The sequence below is a fragment of the Acetobacterium sp. genome (assembly GCF_030652775.1).
GTDB lineage: Bacteria > Bacillota > Clostridia > Eubacteriales > Eubacteriaceae > Acetobacterium.
The window spans coordinates 36,437-56,390 of sequence record NZ_JAUSPS010000064.1 but is presented as its reverse complement, the minus strand read 5'-3'; the positions used below and the strand labels follow the sequence as shown (position 1 = coordinate 56,390).

At 44.8% G+C, this 19,954-nt stretch carries 24 protein-coding genes and 1 other RNA gene; all 25 read left to right on the top strand.

Annotated elements, in window-relative coordinates; all coding sequences use genetic code 11:
* The 25 genes from Q7J41_RS11700 (at position 1) to Q7J41_RS11580 (ending at position 19,949) form a co-directional block, all read left to right on the top strand.
* A complete protein-coding gene (locus Q7J41_RS11700; RefSeq protein ID WP_304888286.1) occupies positions 1–633 on the top strand; it encodes a YigZ family protein in 633 nt (210 codons plus the stop codon).
* A gap of 336 nt (positions 634–969) precedes the next feature.
* Positions 970–1,458 carry a VanZ family protein gene (locus Q7J41_RS11695; RefSeq protein ID WP_304888284.1) on the top strand — a complete coding sequence of 163 codons (489 nt, stop codon included), beginning with the start codon at positions 970–972 and terminating at the stop codon, positions 1,456–1,458.
* A 17-nt stretch (positions 1,459–1,475) separates the two neighbouring features.
* Complete coding sequence (gene radA, locus Q7J41_RS11690) at positions 1,476–2,837, top strand: DNA repair protein RadA (protein ID WP_304888282.1); 1,362 nt, start codon at positions 1,476–1,478, stop codon at positions 2,835–2,837.
* A gap of 90 nt (positions 2,838–2,927) precedes the next feature.
* Positions 2,928–3,107, top strand: a non-coding RNA gene (gene ssrS / locus Q7J41_RS11685) — 6S RNA.
* Positions 3,108–3,189: 82 nt separating this feature from the next.
* Positions 3,190–3,792 carry a Holliday junction branch migration protein RuvA gene (gene ruvA, locus Q7J41_RS11680; protein WP_304888281.1) on the top strand — a complete coding sequence of 201 codons (603 nt, stop codon included), beginning with the start codon at positions 3,190–3,192 and terminating at the stop codon, positions 3,790–3,792.
* A gap of 3 nt (positions 3,793–3,795) precedes the next feature.
* On the top strand, positions 3,796–4,860 hold the full coding sequence (gene ruvB, locus Q7J41_RS11675) for a Holliday junction branch migration DNA helicase RuvB (RefSeq protein ID WP_304888279.1): 1,065 nt from the start codon (positions 3,796–3,798) through the stop codon (positions 4,858–4,860).
* Positions 4,853–5,878 carry a tRNA preQ1(34) S-adenosylmethionine ribosyltransferase-isomerase QueA gene (gene queA / locus Q7J41_RS11670; RefSeq protein ID WP_304888277.1) on the top strand — a complete coding sequence of 342 codons (1,026 nt, stop codon included), beginning with the start codon at positions 4,853–4,855 and terminating at the stop codon, positions 5,876–5,878. Before ruvB ends, queA begins: the two co-directional genes overlap by 8 nt.
* Before the next feature lie 86 nt (positions 5,879–5,964).
* Positions 5,965–7,086, top strand: a complete 1,122-nt coding sequence (tgt, locus tag Q7J41_RS11665) for a tRNA guanosine(34) transglycosylase Tgt (protein WP_304888275.1) — start codon at positions 5,965–5,967, stop codon at positions 7,084–7,086.
* Positions 7,087–7,103: 17 nt separating this feature from the next.
* Positions 7,104–7,484, top strand: coding sequence for a preprotein translocase subunit YajC (gene yajC, locus Q7J41_RS11660; protein ID WP_304888274.1), 381 nt, complete (start codon positions 7,104–7,106; stop codon positions 7,482–7,484).
* A 93-nt stretch (positions 7,485–7,577) separates the two neighbouring features.
* A complete protein-coding gene (gene scfA / locus Q7J41_RS11655) occupies positions 7,578–7,724 on the top strand; it encodes a six-cysteine ranthipeptide SCIFF (RefSeq protein WP_083837856.1) in 147 nt (48 codons plus the stop codon).
* Positions 7,725–7,787: 63 nt separating this feature from the next.
* Positions 7,788–9,137, top strand: coding sequence for a thioether cross-link-forming SCIFF peptide maturase (gene scfB / locus Q7J41_RS11650; RefSeq protein WP_304888269.1), 1,350 nt, complete (start codon positions 7,788–7,790; stop codon positions 9,135–9,137).
* Between the two features lie 297 nt (positions 9,138–9,434).
* The gene (rho, locus tag Q7J41_RS11645; RefSeq protein WP_304888267.1) at positions 9,435–11,201 is read left to right on the top strand and encodes a transcription termination factor Rho; all 1,767 of its coding nucleotides are present in this window, start codon (positions 9,435–9,437) and stop codon (positions 11,199–11,201) included.
* 83 nt (positions 11,202–11,284) lie between these two features.
* Positions 11,285–11,500, top strand: coding sequence for a 50S ribosomal protein L31 (gene rpmE / locus Q7J41_RS11640; protein WP_304888264.1), 216 nt, complete (start codon positions 11,285–11,287; stop codon positions 11,498–11,500).
* 82 nt (positions 11,501–11,582) lie between these two features.
* Positions 11,583–12,467, top strand: coding sequence for a peptide chain release factor N(5)-glutamine methyltransferase (gene prmC / locus Q7J41_RS11635; protein WP_304888262.1), 885 nt, complete (start codon positions 11,583–11,585; stop codon positions 12,465–12,467).
* A 76-nt stretch (positions 12,468–12,543) separates the two neighbouring features.
* Positions 12,544–13,101, top strand: coding sequence for an elongation factor P (gene efp / locus Q7J41_RS11630; protein WP_304888260.1), 558 nt, complete (start codon positions 12,544–12,546; stop codon positions 13,099–13,101).
* A 1-nt stretch (position 13,102) separates the two neighbouring features.
* Entirely contained in the window at positions 13,103–13,540 is a 438-nt protein-coding gene (locus Q7J41_RS11625; protein ID WP_304888258.1) for a CD1247 N-terminal domain-containing protein, read from the top strand.
* A gap of 18 nt (positions 13,541–13,558) precedes the next feature.
* Entirely contained in the window at positions 13,559–13,903 is a 345-nt protein-coding gene (locus Q7J41_RS11620; protein ID WP_304888256.1) for an Asp23/Gls24 family envelope stress response protein, read from the top strand.
* Between the two features lie 48 nt (positions 13,904–13,951).
* Entirely contained in the window at positions 13,952–14,368 is a 417-nt protein-coding gene (nusB, locus tag Q7J41_RS11615; protein WP_304888254.1) for a transcription antitermination factor NusB, read from the top strand.
* A complete protein-coding gene (locus Q7J41_RS11610; protein WP_304888252.1) occupies positions 14,355–15,326 on the top strand; it encodes a peptidase M22 in 972 nt (323 codons plus the stop codon). The genes nusB and Q7J41_RS11610 overlap by 14 nt, the downstream gene beginning before the upstream one ends.
* Positions 15,323–16,534: an exodeoxyribonuclease VII large subunit gene (gene xseA, locus Q7J41_RS11605; protein ID WP_304888250.1), complete on the top strand. Its 1,212-nt coding sequence runs from the start codon at positions 15,323–15,325 to the stop codon at positions 16,532–16,534. Before Q7J41_RS11610 ends, xseA begins: the two co-directional genes overlap by 4 nt.
* Positions 16,534–16,752, top strand: a complete 219-nt coding sequence (gene xseB / locus Q7J41_RS11600; RefSeq protein WP_304888248.1) for an exodeoxyribonuclease VII small subunit — start codon at positions 16,534–16,536, stop codon at positions 16,750–16,752. Before xseA ends, xseB begins: the two co-directional genes overlap by 1 nt.
* Positions 16,749–17,645 carry a polyprenyl synthetase family protein gene (locus Q7J41_RS11595; RefSeq protein WP_304888246.1) on the top strand — a complete coding sequence of 299 codons (897 nt, stop codon included), beginning with the start codon at positions 16,749–16,751 and terminating at the stop codon, positions 17,643–17,645. Before xseB ends, Q7J41_RS11595 begins: the two co-directional genes overlap by 4 nt.
* A gap of 57 nt (positions 17,646–17,702) precedes the next feature.
* A complete protein-coding gene (locus Q7J41_RS11590; RefSeq protein ID WP_304888245.1) occupies positions 17,703–18,530 on the top strand; it encodes a TlyA family RNA methyltransferase in 828 nt (275 codons plus the stop codon).
* 13 nt (positions 18,531–18,543) lie between these two features.
* Positions 18,544–19,416 (top strand): NAD(+)/NADH kinase, encoded by an 873-nt coding sequence (locus tag Q7J41_RS11585; RefSeq protein WP_304888243.1) that lies wholly within the window; start codon positions 18,544–18,546, stop codon positions 19,414–19,416.
* 83 nt (positions 19,417–19,499) lie between these two features.
* Entirely contained in the window at positions 19,500–19,949 is a 450-nt protein-coding gene (locus Q7J41_RS11580; RefSeq protein ID WP_304888241.1) for an arginine repressor, read from the top strand.
* The last annotated feature ends 5 nt before the right edge of the window (positions 19,950–19,954 follow it).

Sequence of the window (19,954 nt, the reverse complement as noted above, 5' to 3'; positions counted from 1 at the left end):
GTGGATGATTATAAAACGGTTCTGACCCCGGATGAAACCGAGATCGAAATAAAGAAGTCCCGCTTTATCAATATGGTTTTTCATATTGAAGCCGAGGAAGAAGCAGAAGCGATTCTGGCTGAAATCCGTAAAAAGCATTATAAAGCCACCCATGTCTGCTGGGCCTATGTGCTCAATACTAATCCCCGGCGCCAAAAAGCCAGCGATGATGGTGAACCCTCCGGCACTGCCGGCAAACCGATTCTAGAGGTCATCGATCATCGCGAGCTCAAGGATGTACTAGTGCTGGTGATTCGCTATTTTGGCGGTATCAAGCTGGGTACCGGCGGTCTGATAAGGGCTTATGGTGGCGGTGCCAGCGATGTGCTTAATCATTGTAGCGTGATTAAGAAACAGTTTTCCGACCAATTACAGGTGGTGGTCAGTTACTCCAGCTATGGGGGGCTGAGTAACGGTTTGTTGGAACGGGAGGTGATTCCGGTGAATGAAGATTTTGGCGAAAATGTGACCCTTTCCTTTCAAATCCCCGTAGCCGAGACAAACGAATTTTTAGCCTGGGTTGAGGATAAAACCAACGGAACGGCTCAGATTATTCCCGGTAAACAGGCTTTTGTAGACGTGGTGCTGGCTTAATACAACAACTGATGATAAAATCGTTGTTGTTATAAAGTGGAAGCTTTGGCAGCGGATTCATTGTTAGATAAATAACTAACGATCGAAACCCTTTACAAAAGCTAAAAAGTTGGATATAATTGCCATAGTAAAAAATTAATGCTGAGTTTTAAATTAGCGTGGATACAATAATGTATTTTAATTTAAAACAGAGAATAAAAATATCGGGAGTTATCTTTCGGTATTTTTTCTTTTTGGCAAAAATTTTATCGGGAGAAAATTTCTGTGGCACTCTAAAGGTTTATTCGTTATAATAGCAGGGCTTGCAAGAGCAATCAACCCAGGAAGGATCAATACATGAATAAAAACAACCGTGTCGTATTTCTCTTTAAGCTGCTGTTACTGGCTTATTTGGGATTTCTATTTATAATGACCTTATTACCAGATTCAAGTAACATTACCTATGAGACCACTGTGAACCTGGTACCTTTTACCTCCATTGATAACTTTTTTTACGATATCATGGCCAATGGTTTTATTGACTGGGAATTTTTGGCGACCAAGCCAACAAACCCAACAGAAATTATTTTATACACCTTTACTGATTCATTTAAGAATTTGGCCGGAAACATTATTTTGTTGATGCCGCTGGGTTTCTTATATCCCTTATCCAGAAAAAATAAGGTGAAATTTTTTCATGCCTTTGTGGTGATATTAGGTACCACTTGTACCATCGAATTGATCCAGTATTTGTTTTTAGCCAGCCGCCGGGCGGACATCGATGATATCATCTTAAACCTGATTGGTGGTTTGATTGGCTATCTGATTTACAAATGGATCGAGTAGAAAATTAAGGGGGAAACATGGCTAAGAAAAAAAGTATTTTTGTTTGTCAGAACTGCGGTTATGAGTCACCCAAATGGATGGGCAAATGTCCTGAGTGCGATCAGTGGAATACGATGGTGGAGGAACTGGATCTTTCCAAAATGGGGAGCAAGGAAAATACCCGCGAACGCGGCATTTATTCCCGTCCCAAATCACTGGCAGAGATTACCTATACCGGAGATACCCGGTATCCCACCTGCAACGAAGAGTTTGACCGGGTGCTGGGCGGCGGGATTGTCCCCGGGGGGATGATTCTGCTGGGCGGCGATCCGGGCATCGGGAAGTCGACGCTGTTGCTGCAGACCACCGAGGCGCTCGGTAATCAGGGTTATAAAATTCTCTATATTTCCGGCGAAGAGTCGGAACAGCAATTAAAGATGCGGGGAGAACGGATGCATGTTAAATCCGAAAACATTTCCTTCTTATCAGAGATCAATATTCCCTATCTGCTGACGATTATTTTAGAAGAACGGCCGGATATCGTGATCATCGATTCGATTCAAACAATGTACAGCCCAGATATCACCTCAGCTCCAGGAAGCGTCAGCCAGATCCGGGAAAATACCGGAGCCCTGATGCAATTGGCCAAAAAAGACAATATCTCGATGGTATTAGTGGGGCATGTTACTAAAGATGGGGCCATTGCCGGACCCCGGGTACTAGAACATATGGTGGATACGGTGCTCTATTTCGAGGGTGAAAAATATCACGCCTATCGAGTGCTGCGGGGGGTTAAAAACCGTTTTGGCTCGACCAATGAAATCGGTATTTTTGAAATGACCGAAAATGGTCTGCAACCGGTGGTCAATCCATCCGAAATGATGCTGGACAGCCGCCCCAAGAATACTTGCGGGTCGGTGGTGGTTCCCTGTATCGAGGGTACCCGGCCGCTGCTGATTGAGCTTCAGGGTCTGGTTTCGGCCACCGGTTTTGGAAATCCCCGGCGGATGGCCACAGGCATGGATTATAACCGGATGGTGTTGCTGATGGCAATTATGGAAAAACGACTGGGGATTCAGATGCAGTCGGTGGATGCTTACATCAATGTGGTGGGCGGCATCAAAGTTGACGAACCGGCTTTGGATCTTGGTGTGATTGCGGTGCTTTATTCCAGCCTCCGGGATTTTCAGATCCCCGGAGATTTGATGATTCTGGGTGAGGTGGGATTAACCGGTGAGGTGCGAAACATTCAGCACATTGAAAAACGACTGATCGAAGGAAAAAAACTGGGTTTCAAGCGCTGCATTATTCCTAAAGGCAACCAGAAAGGGTTGAAGGTGGCCGGAATGGAGATTCTCCCGGTGGATAATATTCGCTCCGCCCTGGACATTTTGCTGTAGGAATCAGGCGGATTGAGACGAATAGATTTGACTGCTAGTTACCAGCAAAAATTTATCCTTTGATTTCTGGGGAAAACCGTGTATAATTAGATTATCCCAAAGTGTTCGTTTTACTTTATTTTTGAACCTACATCAATACTCAGGGAGTCTGATTGTTCGCTAGCAGATGTTAGGCCTCGTTTTTTCAGTGGAAAACAGAAACTAGAGACAAGACACCCACCTAGCTTTCGCTAGGGCGTCAAAAATGGAGTACGACACGTTGGGATAGCACCTAAGGGTGCTTTTTTTGTGGTTGTATGTTTTATGTTCTGGTATAATAGGTAAAGCATGTTTAAATTTTGAAGGAGGGCTTATGTACGAATATATGATCGGGAGCTTGGAAGAACAAGCCATGGATTATGTGGTCATTGATCTAAACCGCATGGGATACAAGGTAAAGGTGTCCACCAACACATTGAATGAGCTACCAAATCTGCATTCGGAGGTAAAGCTGTATCTTCATCAGGTTATTAAAGAGGACGAGGTTTCGCTTTATGGTTTTGCCACCACTGATGAGCGGGAAATTTTTCGAACCATGATCGGAATTTCCGGGATTGGGCCAAAAGCCGCAATGGGACTCTTGTCTCAGTTCAGCCGCAACGAATTGATTGGACATATTGTCAACGATGATCCCAAAAGCATTGCTAAAGCTCCGGGAATCGGGATTAAAACCGCCAGCCGGATTATTCTGGAGTTGAAGGATCGCTATAAGGATGTGTCAGTGGGAGATCTGAAGATAGTTGAGTTGCGGGGAAAAGACGACAATGCCACCCAAGCGATCAATGGACTGGTGGGCTTGGGCTATAGTATCTCTGAAGCATCAGAAATGGTATCACGGGCTTATGCGCCTGAGAGCAGCATTGAAGAGTTGATCACCGGGGCACTCCGCTCGGCCAATCCGTTGAAGGGACGGTAACACATGAAGGAACGAATCATCACCTCCGATTTTACGGAATTGGATGTTGAAATAGAAAAAAATCTAAGACCCCAGGGTCTGGATGAATACATTGGTCAGGAAAAGGTAAAAAAACAGATGGGCATCTTTATCAAAGCCGCCCAGAAACGAAATGAAAGCCTTGATCATGTGCTTTTATACGGCCCGCCGGGGTTGGGTAAAACAACACTGGCCAATATCATTGCCCGGGAAATGGGGGTCGGGATAAAAACCACCTCTGGCCCGGCGATTGAAAAGGCTGGGGATCTGGCGGCCATTCTGACTAGCTTAAAAGAAGGGGATATTCTCTTTATTGATGAAATCCATCGCTTGCAACGCGCGGTTGAAGAGGTTTTATATCCAGCCATGGAAGATTATGCCTTGGATATCATCATCGGTAAGGGTCCGGGGGCACGCTCGATTCGACTGGAGCTGCCGCCCTTTACCCTGATCGGCGCCACCACCCGGGTGGGGTTGCTGACCTCACCGCTACGGGATCGCTTTGGAGTGATCCAACGATTGGAGCTGTATAATCCTGAGGAGTTGGCCACGATTATCCGTCGTTCGTCGGGCATTATCGGGATTGAAATGGATGATGAAGGTGCCGTTGAACTGGCCATCCGTTCCCGGGGCACGCCGCGAATTGCCAATCGGCTGTTAAAGCGGGTCCGCGATTATTGCGAAATTGAAGGCCGTGGTGTCATTGATCTCAAGATTACCCGGGAAGCCCTGGAACTTTTTGAAGTCGATGCGGTCGGTCTGGATGAGATTGATCGGATCATGCTCCGGACCATTGTCGAAAAATTTGACGGCGGACCGGTGGGGATTGACACTCTGGCCGCTGCCATCGGCGAAGAAAAAAACACCATTGAAGAGGTTTATGAACCCTATCTGATTCAACTGGGGTTCCTTTCTAAAACACCCCGGGGTCGGGTAATCACCAGTCGTGGTTATGCCCATCTGGGATTAGCGGTATTAATGAATGAGGCACTCAATCCTCAACAATTAAAAATAAATTTTTATGACAATGAGGAAGATATCGATGAATAAAACTGACTTTTATTATGATCTCCCGGAGGAACTGATCGCCCAATGTCCCCTGGAAAAAAGGGACAATTCGCGGTTAATGGTTCTCAATCGTGAAAAGCACACGATCGAAGATCATAGCTTTTTTGAAGTGACTAATTATTTACGTCCCGGAGATTTGCTGGTGATGAATAACACCAAGGTTTTACCAGGACGGTTGTTCGGCACTCGCGAAGATACCGGAGGTAAAGTGGAAATCCTGTTGCTGCGACATCTGTCTCAAAAAGACTGGGAAATCATGGTCAAACCGGGAAAACGCGCCCGGGTTGGCGCCCGGATTGTTTTTGGCTCAGAGCTTAAGGGCGAAATCACCGGAACCACCCAGGGTGGGCTACGAATTATCAGTTTTGAATATTCCGGTGTTTTTGAGGAAATCATCGATGAGATTGGCCTGATGCCAGTACCGCCATATATCCATGAAACCCTGAAGGACAATAACCGCTATCAGACCGTTTATGCTAAACGGGAAGGCTCATCAGCAGCGCCCACGGCCGGGCTCCATTTCACTCCGGATCTACTGCAGAAAATCGAAGCGATGGGGGTGGAAATTGCCGAGGTTACCCTTCATGTCGGGATTGGCACCTTTCGTCCGGTAAAATGCGACGTGATCGAAGAACACCATATGCACGAAGAGTATTATGAGGTGCCGGAGGAAACCGCCAAAGCCATTAAGCGAACCAGGGAAAGAGGCGGTCGGGTCATCGCCGTGGGCACCACCTCGGTGCGAACCCTGGAAAGCAATGCCAAGCTTCATGATGGCGTGGTAACCCCTTACACCGGAGTAACCGATATTTTTATCTACCCCGGCTATGAATGGGAGGTGGTCGACGCCTTGATCACGAATTTTCATCTGCCGGAATCGACCTTGCTGATGCTGGTATCGGCCTTCTATAACCGGGAAGCGATTATGAAAGCCTACCAAACCGCCATCGACTGGAAATATCGTTTTTTCAGCTTTGGGGACGCCTTGTTTATTGAGTAAAAAAGACCCGTCATTTGCACAGCAGCAAAGCAATTTTTGTTTGAAGCATTTGAAGTTACAACTATATAAAAAATCAGGAGAAAAGAATGAGCGAATTTCGTTATGAATTGATTAAGGAGTGCAAAGACACTGGAGCCAGACTCGGAAAGATCCATACCAAGCGGGGCGTTATCAATACCCCGATTTTTATGCCGGTGGGAACCCAGGCGACGGTGAAGTCCCTGTCGTCCGAAGACCTGGTGGAGATGGATGCCAATGTTATCTTGGGCAATACCTATCATCTTTATTTGAGACCTGGCCAGGAGATTATGGACAAGGCCGGCGGCATCCACAAGTTTATGAATTGGAATCGGCCGGTGCTCACCGACAGTGGCGGATTTCAGGTATTTTCTTTAAATGATTTAAGAAAGATCACCGAAGACGGTGTTGAATTTATTTCACATCTGGATGGATCCCGACATTTCATGACCCCGGAAAAAGCCATTGACATGCAGAATTCCATCGGCGCAGATATTATTATGTGCTTTGACGAGTGTACCCCGGCTGGTGCCGATTATGAGTATACTAAAAAATCAATGGAAATGACCACCCGCTGGGCCAAACGCTGTAAGGATGCTCATAAGCGGCCAGCCGATCAGGCCTTGTTTGGGATTGTCCAGGGCGGCATGTTCGCTGATTTGCGCGCCCAAAGTGTCCAGGAGCTCACCGACATTGGTTTTCCGGGATACTCCATTGGCGGACTCAGTGTGGGCGAACCCAAAGATGTGATGTACCGGATGCTGGATGTCACCACACCGCTGCTGCCCAAAGATAAGCCCCGCTATTTAATGGGGGTTGGCTCGCTGGATGCGCTTTTTGAAGGCACAATTCGGGGGATCGATATGTTTGACTGTGTGCTCCAAAGCCGGATCGCCAGAAACGGAACTGCTTTTACCAGTCATGGCAAGGTCGTGGTTCGCAATGCCACCTACAAAGAAGAGTTTTCGCCGGTTGATCCGGAATGTGATTGTTTCGTTTGTCGAAACTACACCCGGGCATACATCCGCCATCTCATTAAAACCAATGAAATTTTAGGAGCCAGGTTATTGACATATCATAATTTATACTTTACACTTGTAACAATGAAGAAAATTCGACAGGCCATAATGGATGACAATTTATTAGCCTATAAAGAAGCTTTCTTTGAAAAATTCGGCATCGCTGAATAAGATGAAGGAGAATGTGAATGTTTGGAATTGATTTTACATTAATTCTCCCTTTGATTTTAGTACTTGTATTTTTCTATTTCTTTGTTTTAAGACCACAGCAAAAACAACAAAAAGAAGTTAAAGAAATGCGATCAAGTATGAAACCAGGGGATGAAATTGTTACAATTGGCGGGTTTTATGCAATCGTCTATGCGATTGGTGAAGAAAATGTAACCATTGAATTATTGCCAGATTACAATAAGGCATTGATTACAAAATCGGCCATTGCTCGAATTGTCAGTGTTGGGGATGCTGTTGCAGAAACAGTAGAAGACAATTTTGAAGAACTGGAAGATCTGGATAATGAAGAAGTTATCGTCGATGCGGAATTTGAAGAAATCGACGAAGAAAAAAAATAATAAAGAGCAGACCTGCGATTGGCTGACCGGCAATTATCAGGTCAGCGCCGGCCATCGTCGGTTAGAAATAAATTTTTGAAGGGAGTGAACAATTTGAAGCACATTAAAATCATTAAAGAAGGTAAACTCACTGACGTAAAAAACAGAGGGTGCGGGGAATGTCAAACTTCCTGTCAATCAGCCTGTAAAACATCCTGCACCGTCGGAAATCAAAAATGCAAACAAACGACTGAAAAATAATAAACTAGCCTGAAAGGGGCTGTCTCGTAAGAGATAGTCCCTTTTTTCATGATGGGAGAAAAAATGATACATAAATATAAAAAGAATGGTCTCAATATTGTTTTGGATGTGGATACCAGCACGGTACTGACTGTCGACGAACTGACCTATGAATTGCTGGATCACTATGAAAGCAAAAGCAGAGCCGAAATCATTGCCAGTTATCAAGGAAAATATCCATTAACGGAACTCAATGAATGCCTGGATGAATTGGATGGTGTCAAAGCTGCCGGGCTGTTATTCCGGGAAATAGACTATCAACGGGAAAACTATGCCAATGAAGATCTGATTAAGGCTCTTTGTCTTCATGTCGCCCATGACTGTAATCTGAAATGTTCCTATTGTTTTGCTGCTCAGGGCGACTTTGACGGCGAAAAATTGCTGATGCCGCTGGCGGTAGGAAAAAAAGCCATTGATTTTATCATCGTCCAGTCCAAAAACCGGAAAAACCTGGAAGTGGATTTCTTTGGTGGAGAACCGCTGATGAACCTCGATGTGGTCAAACAATTGGTGGTATATGGCAATGAAATGGCCGCCAAACATGATAAGCAATTCAAATTTACGATGACCACCAATGGGGTCTTGCTCAATGCGGAGACCCGCAAATATCTCAATGAAACCATGGACAATATTGTCCTCAGTCTGGATGGCCGTAAAGAAGTCAATGACCAGATGCGGCAAACGGTCAATGATCGGGGCTCCTTTGATGTGATTATCGACAATATCAAAGCGATGGCAAAAATGCGTGGCGACAAAGATCATTATGTCCGCGGAACCTATACCCATCATAATCTTGATTTTGCCAAGGATGTTCAGTTTTTAGCTGAAGCGGGTTTTAAAAGCATTTCAGTGGAACCGGTGGTGGCTGAAGCGACTCACGATTATGCCTTGACCGAGTCGGATCTACCTGCGATTATGGAAGAATATGATGCGCTGGCCTTGTCCTATTTAAAGCGCCGTCAAGCGGGGCTCGACTATAACTTTTTTCATTTTAATGTTGATCTGGATCATGGCCCCTGTGTTTACAAACGTCTGTCAGGATGTGGAGCTGGTAAAGATTATGTCGCCGTGACACCAGAAGGGGACATCTACCCCTGTCATCAGTTTGTCGGCAATGAAGCCTTTAAAATGGGCGATGTAAACAACGGTATCACCAACGGTGAGATCAAAAAAATCTTTGATGCCGGTAACCTGCTGGAAAAAGAAGACTGTCAAACCTGCTGGGCTAAATATTTCTGCGGCGGCGGCTGCCATGCCAATGCCTATAACTTTAACGGTACGATTATGAAACCCCATTTTGTCAGCTGCGAAATTGAGCGGCGGCGGGTCGAAAACGCCATTATGATTTCAATTATCGAAGGCGAACAGGAATAAGCTGTTAGGGTTGGCTTGGACTACGGTACCGACCAATTGTTAATCTGTTGTTCGCTCCGATGCGTACAACATGATGTAACAATTGTCGGTACTACGTTAGTTAGAAAAAATAGCAAATAGTAATGCGTCACCTGGTTTTTTTGACAAGAATGGATATTTGTGGTAGATTAAGGTATCTGCATTAAACAAACCTTCAGACTATTCTGCGAATTGAAGCATAATATTCAGTAAAATAAAATCGAAAAATTCATTCTAAGATCAACTACTAAAACCATCTAAAACCCATGGAGGCACATATTGGAAAAGAAATCACTGGAAGATTTAACGGTTGTTGAATTGCGTAAACAGGCCGAGCGTCTGGGTATCGAAAAAACAAGCCGACTTAAAAAAATTGAACTCATTGAGGCCATTGAAGAAAAAATGGAGACCTCGACAGATCAATCTGCTCATCAGAATCATCAGCACGAGCATCATCATGAGATAAAGAAAAAAGAATCATTGACGGATGATAAAGAAATACCGGAAAAAATACCAGCTGAAAAAAAAACTCTGGATAAACAGCCGGGTCAAATCAATTCGCGGATCACTAATGGATCAAATGGAAACGGCGCCCGTTCGCCCTATTATAAACTTAAAGACCCCATGGAAAATACGTCTGTAGTAGAAGGAAATCTGGAAATTCTGCCGGAGGGTTTTGGCTTTGTCAAAAACAAAGAAATGAAATCCAATGAGGAATTTGTTTATATTTCTGGCTCGCAAATACAAAAATTCAAGCTCGAAACGGGTGATGTCTTAAGCGGCAAGGTGCGCCCGCCCAAAACCGGCGAAAAATATTCAGCCATGCTGTTTCTGGAAAAGGTCAACGGCACCAAAACAGCGGATATTATCCAGAAGATCAACAGCATGCTCTATGTGGATGATAAAAAGGATCTGGACCGTTTTAAAAATTCCCAGGAAGGGATTCTGGATGTCAATTCGGATGGGTTTGGCTTTCTGAGAACCAATCATTATTTATCCGGTGACCACGACATTTACGTGGCTGCTAACCAGATCCGCCGGTTTAATCTCCGTACCGGAGATAAAATCCTCGGAAAGATTAAGATGTCCGGCGAAAATGAAAAATTTGACGCTTTGCTTTATGTGGAAAAGGTCAACGGTGACATTCCTGAAAAAATTGCCAATCGGCCTCGCTTTGAACGGCTGACACCGATTTTTCCAGAAGAACGGATCACTCTGGAGACAACCCAGGATGTTGTGTCAACCCGGATGATTGATCTCTTTTCACCGATGGGAAAAGGCCAGCGGGGGCTGATTGTGGCGCCGTCGAAAGCCGGCAAAACGATTCTGTTAAAGGAAATTGCCACCGGTATTACTACTAACCATCCGGAAATCGAACTGATTATCCTGCTGGTGGATGAACGGCCGGAAGAAGTCACCGATATGAAACGATCGATCGATGCGGATATTGTTTATTCGACCTTTGATCAACCGCCTGAAAATCATATTAAGGTGGCCGAAATCGTGTTGGAACGCGGTAAGCGGCTGGTTGAACAGGGGAAAGACGTGGTTATCCTGGTTGATAGTTTAACCCGGCTGACGCGGGGAAACAATCTGGTAGTGTCGCCATCGGGTCGAACTCTGTCTGGTGGTCTTGATCCAGAGGCGTTGTTTTTTCCTAAAAAGTTTTTTGGTTCTGCGCGAAACGTCGAGGAAGGTGGCAGTTTGACTATTCTGGCCACGGCTCTGGTGGATACCGGCAGCCGGATGGATGACATCATTTTTGAAGAATTCAAAGGTACCGGTAACATGGAACTGCATCTGGAACGAGAATTGGCCGAGCGGCGGATCTACCCGGCTATTAACCTGAACCGTTCCGGCACCCGTCGGGAGGAAAAACTTTTAACCGCCGAAGAGCTGAAAGTCAGTTTCGACATTCGCAAACTCTACAAGGGAACCACGGTTTATGACCTCACCGATAAGATTATTTCAATTCTAGAGCGCACCAAAGATAACGAAGCTTTTATGAAAAAATTTATTAATAAATATAACGCACAAAATATTTGATCTTTTAAGAAATGTTTGATATAATATCACGGTTGATAAAATAACAATTAGCAATTAAATAAATAAGAAACGAGGTGGATTCGATGAAAGAAGGCATTCATCCAAATTACGGCAAATCAATAGTTAAATGTGCATGCGGAAATTCATTTGAAACTGGTTCTATCAAACCAGAATTAAAAGTGGAAATCTGTTCAGTATGTCACCCATTTTTCACAGGGAAACAAAAACTTATTGATGCTGGTGGACGTGTTGATCGATTTAATAAAAAATACGGCATTAAAAACGAGTCAGCAGAATAAAAAAGAAGTCGGTTCTTGTAACCGGCTTTTTTCTTGTTCAGATGCGAAAATGGGTTTATAGTTTTAAGTTGAGGTAGGAAAAATGACCATCAAAGAGATTTTGGATTTTGGACGGCAGATACTTACTCAGGCTGGAATCGAGTATCCCGGTTTAGAGGCTGAGATTCTGCTCAGTCGGATTTTGGATCAGGATCGGGTCTATTTCTATACCCATTCACAGGAAGTGGTGGACTTGGAACGAACAGAAATCTATCGTAGTGCCATCAAAAGACGCTGCCAATTAGAACCAGTCGCCTACATTCTGGGAAAAAAAGAATTCATGGGGTTGGATTTTTTTGTCAATGGCGATGTTTTAATCCCCAGACCAGATACTGAACCGATGGTGGAGCATCTGCTTGAGTATTTACAGGACAACTACCCGGACGGGGCTAAAGTTCTGGATCTGTGTACTGGTAGCGGAGCCATTGGCATTTCGATCAAGAAATACTTTAAACCGGGAATCGTTAGTCTCAGTGATTTTTCAGAGGCGGCACTGACGGTGGCAAGAATTAATGCTAGCCAATTGGTTAAAGGGGATCTTTCCCTTTATCAAGGCGATTTATTTGCCGCCATTCCCGAGGGCGAAAGCTTTGATGTGATCGTCTCCAATCCGCCGTATATCAGGCGGGCAGAGATGAGTGGGCTGGCTCGGGACATTATTGCGTATGAACCCCATCTGGCACTAGACGGCGGAGAATCTGGTCTGGATTTTTACCGCCGGATCATTGCCGAGGCTCATCTGTTTTTGGAAAATGATGGTCTTCTGGCACTGGAAATTGGGGATCATCAGGCCGCCGAGGTGATTGACTTATTAGCGAATGACGGCTATCAGGAGATTCAGACGATCAAGGATCTGAGCGGACAGATACGGTGTCTCACCGGCAAATTATCCAGCATCAAGCCCGGCGATAATAATAAATTGGGATGACGGCTCTCAAGAATTGTGATAGAATAATAACATTGAATGAGAAGAAAAAATTAACATATGCATATCGGAGGTAAATATGGTATCAGCAGGAGATTTTAAAAAAGGGGTAACGTTTGAAATGGATGGTCATACATTTACCATCATTGAATTTCAACACGTAAAACCAGGTAAGGGTGCGGCCTTTGTTCGAACAAAGATTCGAAATGTAATTACAGGAGCAGTGGTTGAAAAATCATTCAACCCGACGGAACGTTATCCTAAAGCACAGGTTGAAACCCGCGAAATGGAATACTTATATGAAGACGGCGGTTTATATTACTTCATGGATCTGGAATCCTATGAGCAGATTCCGCTTAACTTGAACCAGGTCGAAGAAGCATTAAAATATCTGAAAGAAAATGATATTGCCACCGTGAAATCATTAAAAGGTATTGCCTTTTCGGTAGCGGCTCCTAATTTTGTCGAGCTGGAAGTTGTTAAAACAGATCCCGGCTTCAAGGGAGACACCGCAACCGGTGCAAATAAACCAGCAACTGTTGAAACCGGAGCAATTATCACTGTGCCACTGTTTGTTGAACAAGGTGATAAGATTCGAATCGATACCCGTACGGGCGATTACATGGAAAGGGTATAAAATGAAATATATTAATGAAAAAGTCGCTTATACCAAAGGCCTGGTAGATGGTCTGGAATTAGATCTGGCTTCCAACGAAGGCAAGGTTCTCGTTCAGGTATTGGATATTCTTGAAGACATTGTCGATGCCCTTGATGGCATTACCGAAGCTCAGGAAGAACTGGAAGAATATGTAGAAATGGTTGATGATGATCTTTCAGATCTGGAAGAATTTATTTTGGATGAAGATTTCGACGGCGATGATGAAGATTTCGAGTTTGATGAAGAAGATTATTACGAAATCATTTGTCCCGAGTGCGGAAATATTTATATCACTGAATTTGAAGCTTTTGAAAACAACTCTGTCGTCTGCCCCGATTGTGGCGCTCCATTTAAATTAAATGAAGAAGTTGCATCATGCTGCGGCGAAGATGGTTGCGACTGTCATCAGGAAATCTAAAGAACTTAGGTAATTAAGATGAAAATAGAAATGAAAAACAATCAGGCCCCGAATATCAATGACGAAATGATTGCTTCAATTGTCAGCTTGGCGGCTACTGGCGTTAACGGTGTGACGCGTATTTCATTGAGAATCACCGATGAAATCATGGATAAGCTCTATCTGGCATCAACAACAAAAGGTGTCAAGATTGCCAGAGATCCCGACGGTTTAATGATTTGGGTCTATGTGATCACCGAACCCGGGGTCGATATTATCAAGGTTTCAAAAGCAATTCAGAAAAAAGTCAAGGTTGCGGTGGAATCGATGGCGGGTTTCCAGGTAGCTGTGGTTAATGTCCGAATTGAAGGTTCAGGCAAATAGGGGGCGCAAGCCCCTTTTATAGAATTATAGAATCTGAAGGAGTAGCGCATGAGTCGAAAAAAAGAACGGGAATATGCGTTAAAAGGTGTATTTCAATTAGACTTTCATCCGGAACCAGGAGATTTTACCGATAGTATTGCATATTTTTTAGAGGATAATGAGCTGGATCTGACCTATGGAAAAACCTTAATCGATACCACCGAAGCTCATCTTCCGGAAATAGATGATATCCTGGATGACTATCTTAAAAGCACCTGGAAAATTGATCGAATTCCAAAGGTAGAAAAATCAATTCTGCGTTTGGCAATTTGCGAGCTGAAATATATGGATGAAAAAGTACCATTTGAAGTTGTCATTAACGAGGCAATTGAGCTGACGAAAAAATTCGGAGACGAGGATGGAAAAAATTACGTTAATGGTATTTTAAATAAAATAGTTAAGGACGAACTCAATGAGTGCCCTTAGTCTTGGCATTGATACCAGTAATTATACAACTTCGGTTGCCTTAGTAGACGAAAATGAAAACATGATTTATAACAAGGGCATCCTATTGGAAGTGAAGTCAGGAGAAAAAGGACTTCGTCAATCGGATGCCCTTTTTCAGCATGTGCATCATTTACCACTGTTACTTCAGGAGCTGCCCCGGGGACGGGAAATTGAAGTCATCTGTTATTCGGAACGGCCACGGCCGCTGCGTGACTCCTATATGCCGGTCTTTCGTTCGGGGGAGTCTATGGCCTGTTCTTTGGCCGCGATATTAGGTGCCAAACCATTAGCAGTGAGTCACCAGGAGAATCATCTCCGGGCGGCCATTTATGGCAGCGGCTCTCCGGAATTGGAAGAAACCTTTGCGGCGGTTCATTTTTCGGGAGGCACATCAGAAATTCTGCTGGTAAAAAAGAAATCGATCGGTTTTGATTGCGAAATCATCGCCGCAACCCGGGATCTCAATGCCGGACAACTGGTTGACCGGATTGGGGTGCTGATGGGATGTGATTTTCCGGCGGGAAAAGCGCTGGAAACACTGGCAAACCAGGTTATGCCTGAATCCATTGATAGCAAATTGGTTATTTCAACCACCATGGATGGCGTGGATTTCCATTTTTCCGGCCAGGAAAACCAGGCTCAGAGACTTTTGGAAGCCGGGACTGATCGGGGTATAGTTGCCTATCTGGTACTCAAGTCGATTGCTAAAACCCTGTCAAAAGCGATTAGCGGATTGCAAAAAAAATATCTTTTTCAGTCGGTGCTTTTTTCCGGCGGGGTGATGTCCAATCTGATTATCAAAAAAATTGTGGAGCATGAACTGAAGGCAACTGGACTGAATCTTTATTTTTCGCCCGGCGAATATTCCCGGGATAATGCTGCGGGAAATGCCCTGATGGGAATGGATTATTATAAAAGCATGAGGTGCGGTCGGTGACAAATGCAAAAATTCTCAGTGTATCTGAGCTTAACCAGTATCTAAAAACGCTGTTGGAATCCAATAGTCTCCTTAAACATCTGGTGATCCAGGGAGAACTTTCCAACGTCAAACGGGCGGCATCGGGACATTTGTATTTTTCCCTGAAAGATGCCGGTAGTAAAATTGATTGTGTGATGTTTAAGAATGCCGCCATTGGGCTCAAATTCCTACCCAAGGAAGGCCAGAAGGTGACGTTGCGGGGGAGTTTAGGCATCTATCTGCCTAGCGGTCAATATCAGATTACAGTCCGGTCGATGGAACCCCAGGGATTGGGGGATTTATTCCAGGCTTATCTGGTGTTAAAAGATGAGCTGGAAGCTAAAAGTTATTTTGACCGTGATCACAAAAAAAAACTGCCGGAAATCATCAGTCGGGTGGGACTGGTCACATCGCCCACCGGAGCGGCGGTCAAGGATATGATTGCCATTATCAAACGACGGAATCCGCTGATCGATATTGTTATTTATCCCAGCCTGGTTCAGGGGGATGAAGCGGCCGGGAATATAATCAAAGGGATTCGGGCCTTTAATGCCGCTCAGTCAGTGGATGTGATTATCATTGGTCGGGGCGGCGGTTCCATTGAAGACTTGTGGGCCTTTAATGATGAGCATCTGGCAAAAGTTATTTTTGAATCGGAATTGCCGATCGTTTCAGCCGTAGGCCATGAAATTGACTATACGATTGCCGATTTTGTGGCAGACCTGCGGGCACCTACCCCTTCTGGAGCAGCCGAACTGGTCGCTGAAGAAACTCTGAGTATGATTCGGGAGCTGATTACCCAAAAAAGTCGTCTGATTCAGGTCATGGAAGCTAAAATTGGTAACAACCGTGAGGCCTTAATGCGGATGAAAAAAGAATTTCTGCGGTTTCGTCCCAAAGAACGAATCGAAGAAATGCGGCTGCATCTCGATGTCATCAATGATCGGATGATCCGGGCACTGAATAACCAGATTAAAAATGAGCGACAGCAATTGATCAATGTTAAGACCCGAATCGAAGCCATGAGTCCTGTGAATGCGCTGAAAAAAGGCTATGTTCGGGTGACGGATAAAAATGGCTTGGCCATTGCGTCGGTGACTGGTTTAACGGTCGATCAGCTGGTAACCCTCCATTTTGCGGATGGTGAGGCAGCGGCAAGCATTCAATCCACGAAGGAGAATAAATAATGGCAGTTAAGAAACTGAAAACTAAAATGAGTCGTCTGGAGACTATCGCCGAACTACTGGAAGAAGACAATCAGGAAATCGAGGCATCGATGAAACTGTTTGAAGAGGGAATGAAACTGATCAACGAGTGCAGTGCCGACTTGGACACTCTTGAAGGAAAAATAACGATCATGATTGATGGTGAAGAAAAGGAATTCGAAGGGAGTGTGGAAGCATGAATGCATTCAAAACACAGTTTGCTGACCGGGTGGCCGCAATTAATGGCGAGCTTGAAAAAGTTTTTCAGCAAAATTTAGATACCCCGGAAGTGATTATTGAAGCCATGAAATACAGCCTTTTTGCCGGCGGCAAACGGCTCCGGCCGATTTTAATGATGGAAACCTGCCGGGCCCTGGAAGGTGATGCGGAGGTAATCAAACCGCTGGCTATGGGGATTGAGATGATCCATACCTATTCATTGATCCATGATGACTTGCCGGCTATGGATAATGATGATCTGCGCCGGGGAAAACCCACCAATCATAAGGTTTATGGGGATGCGATGGCCATTTTGGCTGGAGACGGACTCTTGAACTATGCGGTTGAAACGATGCTCCAGGGAGCCCAGGGTCTTACTGGAACGATGTTGACGAACTATCTCTGTGCCATGAAAAGCATCATGGGGGCATCCGGCATCCGGGGCATGATCGGTGGCCAGGTGGCGGATATGCTTAGTGAAGATAAGGTCATCGGTCTCGATGAAATGGACTATATCCATTTACACAAGACTGCTGCTCTGCTGGAAGCCTGTGTCCAGTGCGGTTGCATCATCGCTGGCGCCGAACCGGCTACCCAGGGACGGCTGATCAGCTATAGTCATCGGATTGGCCTGGCTTTTCAGATTGTTGATGATATTTTGGATATCGAAGGTAACGAAGCGGATCTCGGTAAGCCCATTGGCAGTGACGAAAAAAATCATAAATCTACCTTTGTGTCGCTCTATGGTCTGGATGCTTCAAAACTGCGGGTTGATGAGTTGGAAACAGAAGCCATCGAAATGCTTAAACCGATCGGTGAGCGAACGGCGTTTCTTCAGGAATTGGCCAGCTATATCTGTCGTCGCCGAAAATAAAGGCGGCGGTTTACAGTTGCTAAAAAAATGAAAATGGACCCATGAAAAGAGGAAAAATTGAAAGAACGTTTAGATAAATTATTAGTGAGCCGGAATTATTTTGATACCCGAGAACGGGCAAAAAAAGCCATTATGGCGGGGCTGGTTCAGGTCAATGAGCAGGTCAAGGACAAGGCCGGAGATCTGGTCGACACCGAGGCAACGATTCTGGTTAAGGGCAGTGATATGCCCTATGTCAGCCGCGGTGGTTTAAAATTGGAAAAAGGGCTGGCAGTCTTTGATCTGACAGTGGCGGGGAAAACCTTTATCGACATCGGATCATCCACCGGCGGCTTTACTGATTGTCTGCTGCAGAACGGCGCTGAAAAGGTTTATGCAGTCGATGTGGGTTACGGACAACTGGACTGGAAGTTACGAAATGATCCCCGGGTTGTTTCCATGGAACGGACTAATTTTCGGTATCTGACAGCAGAAAACATTACCGAGATGGTCGACGGTACCGTTATGGATGTCTCGTTTATTTCAATAACCAAACTGATCCCAGCCATCAAATTGTTTATGAAACCCGGAGCCCGGGGGATCTGGCTGATTAAGCCACAGTTTGAAGCCGGACGGGAAAGAATCGGTAAGAACGGCGTCATCCGTGACAAAAAAGTTCATGAGTCAATTTTATTTGAAGTGATGACTGCCATCGAAAATCAGGGCTTTTTAATAAAAGGGCTGGACTTTTCACCAATTCAGGGACCCAAGGGTAACATTGAGTTTTTAGTTTTTGTTGAAAATACCGAGCCGGAGACTGAAGAAAACTGGGCAGCATTGATTCACACGGTGGTAACCATTGCCCATGAAAGCTGCAAAAAAAAGAAAGAACCTCTGGACGAATAGGATGTGAGTAAGATTGGAAGCTGAATTAAGAAACTTTAAGGAAATCGGCATTTATCTGAATATGGATAAGCCGGACAGCCCAGCTCTGGCTGAAAAATGCATCGACTATTTAATCCGTTGCGGCTTTAAAATAGCCCTGCTGGAAGGTCAGATTAAATATTCCCATGAATGCGTTATTTATTATCCGAAAAACCTTTTCTATCGAAAACCGGATTGTATTCTGGTTCTGGGGGGGGATGGCACACTTTTGTTTGTTGCCCGTAAGGTTTGTTTTTATTCGATTCCAATCTTCGGAATCAATCTGGGTAAGCTGGGATTTTTAACCGAAGGCGAGGCCAGTAATTATGAAGAGACCCTGAAAAATTTAAGTTCGGGAGATTATTACATTGAAGAACGGATGATGTTAAGCTGCAGTATCAAAAAAGAAAATGAAAGCGCCTGTTTTTATATGGCCTTAAACGATGTTCTGGTCAAAAGTGGGGGCTTCCGGATGATGGATATTGAGGCCAAAGCCAGCGGTTCAACGATTGACAAATTTCGAGCCGACGGGTTGATCATTGCCACTCCCACCGGTTCCACTGGTTATTCGTTAGCTGCTGGTGGACCGGTGGTGTCACCCCAGGCTAACGTGATGATTCTCAATCCCATCTGTCCCCATCGACTGCATGACCGCTCCTACATTTTGCCGGAGGACGAGGTGATCAACCTGGAATTCGGTGATCGCGAACAAGATATTATGGTCACCTTCGATGGACAGACGACGGTTTCCATTACGCCTCAAGATGCAGTTAAGGTTAAAAAAGCCACCTACTGTACCCGGCTGATCCGGTTGAATCACATGAGCAGCTATGATCGGCTACGAATCAAACTTTCTAGTGAATATTAGAAAAATGAGCAAGCGACAGAAAAATACAAACATAACAGCATCGCAGCGATCTTAACTTAGCATAGGAAGAGGAAGGAAAAGACATGAAAGTATCAAGACAATTAAAAATTATTGAAATCATCGAAAATAACCGCATCGAAACCCAGGAAGAGCTGGCTCAGGCCTTGAAAGACGCCGGTTTTCCGGTGACCCAGGCAACGATCTCCCGGGATATCAAAGAGTTGAAACTGATCAAGGTGAGCAGTCATGAAGGGGTGCAACACTATGCCCCTCTTAAGGATATTGGCACTATTTATATTGAACGGGTTACGGCCGTATTTAAAGAATCGGTCTTAACCATTGATTATGTTGAAAATAACATTGTGCTGAGAACCCTTCCGGCCATGGCTCAGGCAGCAGCCTTGGCGATCGACTCGATGGACTGGTGTGAAATTGTTGGAACCATCGCTGGGGATGATACGATCTTCGTGCTCGTCCGCAACCGCGACATGGTGGGTGAAATTGTCGGTAAATTTAAAAAGTTGATGAAATAGGGAGG

Coding starts and splice junctions, on each gene's coding strand:
- prmC (WP_304888262.1), top strand. CDS start 11,583: ATGACCATCAAAGAGATTTTGGATTTTGGACGGCAGATACTTACTCAG.
- Q7J41_RS11580 (WP_304888241.1), top strand. CDS start 19,500: ATGAAAGTATCAAGACAATTAAAAATTATTGAAATCATCGAAAATAAC.
- scfB (WP_304888269.1), top strand. CDS start 7,788: ATGATACATAAATATAAAAAGAATGGTCTCAATATTGTTTTGGATGTG.
- Q7J41_RS11625 (WP_304888258.1), top strand. CDS start 13,103: ATGAAATATATTAATGAAAAAGTCGCTTATACCAAAGGCCTGGTAGAT.
- xseB (WP_304888248.1), top strand. CDS start 16,534: ATGGCAGTTAAGAAACTGAAAACTAAAATGAGTCGTCTGGAGACTATC.
- rpmE (WP_304888264.1), top strand. CDS start 11,285: ATGAAAGAAGGCATTCATCCAAATTACGGCAAATCAATAGTTAAATGT.
- Q7J41_RS11620 (WP_304888256.1), top strand. CDS start 13,559: ATGAAAATAGAAATGAAAAACAATCAGGCCCCGAATATCAATGACGAA.
- queA (WP_304888277.1), top strand. CDS start 4,853: ATGAATAAAACTGACTTTTATTATGATCTCCCGGAGGAACTGATCGCC.
- nusB (WP_304888254.1), top strand. CDS start 13,952: ATGAGTCGAAAAAAAGAACGGGAATATGCGTTAAAAGGTGTATTTCAA.
- Q7J41_RS11695 (WP_304888284.1), top strand. CDS start 970: ATGAATAAAAACAACCGTGTCGTATTTCTCTTTAAGCTGCTGTTACTG.
- yajC (WP_304888274.1), top strand. CDS start 7,104: ATGTTTGGAATTGATTTTACATTAATTCTCCCTTTGATTTTAGTACTT.
- Q7J41_RS11595 (WP_304888246.1), top strand. CDS start 16,749: ATGAATGCATTCAAAACACAGTTTGCTGACCGGGTGGCCGCAATTAAT.
- efp (WP_304888260.1), top strand. CDS start 12,544: ATGGTATCAGCAGGAGATTTTAAAAAAGGGGTAACGTTTGAAATGGAT.
- tgt (WP_304888275.1), top strand. CDS start 5,965: ATGAGCGAATTTCGTTATGAATTGATTAAGGAGTGCAAAGACACTGGA.
- radA (WP_304888282.1), top strand. CDS start 1,476: ATGGCTAAGAAAAAAAGTATTTTTGTTTGTCAGAACTGCGGTTATGAG.
- Q7J41_RS11610 (WP_304888252.1), top strand. CDS start 14,355: ATGAGTGCCCTTAGTCTTGGCATTGATACCAGTAATTATACAACTTCG.
- ruvB (WP_304888279.1), top strand. CDS start 3,796: ATGAAGGAACGAATCATCACCTCCGATTTTACGGAATTGGATGTTGAA.
- ruvA (WP_304888281.1), top strand. CDS start 3,190: ATGTACGAATATATGATCGGGAGCTTGGAAGAACAAGCCATGGATTAT.